We start from the raw sequence: 1,804 nt of genomic DNA, 5'->3' as shown, positions 1-1,804 counted from the left end.
GTAGATGTTCTCTGGGCTAAATTAACTTGTCTAACGCCATTCCTACCTATACTGCTACGGGTTTGACGGCTAGACAAGCTACGAGTACTCCTTAGCATTCTTGCACTTCTGGCAACCATTACAAAGTCCCTCTTAGTGGGTTATCGCCGTCAATCAATTCGGTTTCTATCTTGATATCAGGAAAGTCTTTTTTCAATAATTCTTGTACTTTCTTGGTTTCCTGTTCTCTGATATCGTCTTGTTTTTTCATTGAATCATATAACCGCGTTAAATCGGCTAATATGTCTTTGGCTGGGTCATTACTGTTCACCTGTAAAGTACCTTGAGCACGTAAGCAAATATTTCTTTAATTTGATTTAATGTTGTTTGTCATGTTTCTTTCGCATCCTTCTGGTTGGTAATCTTAACCTGGCTTTTATTGGGTTCTAGTAGTTCCTCAAAATTATCAGCTTCTGGAGTAAAGGCTGTTTTAATTTTTGCGTATTTTTTCTCATTAGCAAATTCTAAATAATCAATTATTTTAGATACTTCACTACCAGCTTTAAAGGCTGCCGCGTGAGCCAAACCTGCTTCATATAACGCCGTTAAAACAGCGTTTTCTGTAACCTGATGAGAGATAGAAATTTCCATTACCATACCAAATATTTCAGCAATTGATTCAGCTAAGTTAGGTAATTTTATTTCGGCTTTTTCTTCTGCTTTTGTCATTAGATTGACATCATCAATCTCTACTTTAACTTCAAATTCACCCCATCTTTCATCATCGATGTCAAATCTGTACATTAGCCATTCTGGTAATGTGTTTATTCGTTGAATTATGTTCTCTGGATTATTAGCATTAACCGTTATTTTTTCAGGCATTTCAGCCGGAAAGGATTCAGGGTCTAGCAACTCGTAAATCCTTCTAATCATTCCGCAACAACATTCTTCGTTCATATCTGGTATTGTTATCGTTCGTATATTTTCAGGTTCTTTTTTATTTTCAGGTTCTCCTCCTCCGATGCCTGGCGGGATATCTTTTGTGCTCGCGGAAAAGTTGGGAATTACATAATCAAATTCTGTGCATTCCATCCACGAATCACAAAATGCACCTACACTTTCATACATTAAATCAGGGTCGCCGTATGCCCACTCAGACTCCCACCGTCCTTGCCTATAAAAAACCTCTCACTTCCTGTTGGTTGAGGAGTTTCCCCCCACCTCGGATTCCCACCCATGTGACTAACAAAAGTGATGCTACTTCTACTTGGTGGAGGATTACAGCATCCCCCGCTACCCATTTGTCTGTCGAACTCTTCAACGCTGTACTTTTCATCAGCTTTTATGGTACAACCGATATTGCCATTTCCGCCATTTCCATTGTCTGAATCATCATCTGAATCATCATCTGAACTATCGCCTGGTCGCCTTCCTTTATCATCATCAATTTTGTCACCTGAATTAGGACCCCCAAAACTTCTCCCGCTACCACCACCGCCACTTCTGCCGCCGCGTGGTTTTTTACCTCCCTTTGGTTCATCTCTCTTTGGTGGTTCCTCGTCTACTCGCCGCGCATCATCTTCCCTTTTCCACCTACCATGGTCTTCTGGGTTAATTCCACGCGGCACTCTGGTGATTGGGTCCCAAGGATTTACTAATCCGGGAACACCTCCTCTATCTCTTTCCCTTGCATACGGTAAACCCCTACCAAAGTCCATTGTTGAAGATGTTTGGTCGCCTAAATCTCCTGCTAAACCTGAACTTACTCCTCCTGACCTACCAATATTCCTGGGTGTGCTTGACCTAATAGTATCTTTAATTTTTA

The 1,804-nt window shown here is 41.0% G+C and carries 1 pseudogene; it reads right to left on the bottom strand.

What is annotated here, in order from left to right:
* Window positions 1–118: 118 nt before the first annotated feature.
* A pseudogene (locus P5674_RS24395) lies at window positions 119–1,799 on the bottom strand (hypothetical protein).
* Window positions 1,800–1,804 lie beyond the last annotated feature (5 nt).

This window comes from Limnospira sp. PMC 289.06 (assembly GCF_032350395.1).
GTDB classification, from domain to species: domain Bacteria; phylum Cyanobacteriota; class Cyanobacteriia; order Cyanobacteriales; family Microcoleaceae; genus Limnospira; species Limnospira platensis.
Note: the sequence above shows the minus strand (reverse complement) of the source record. Positions and strands in the feature narration are given on the sequence as shown.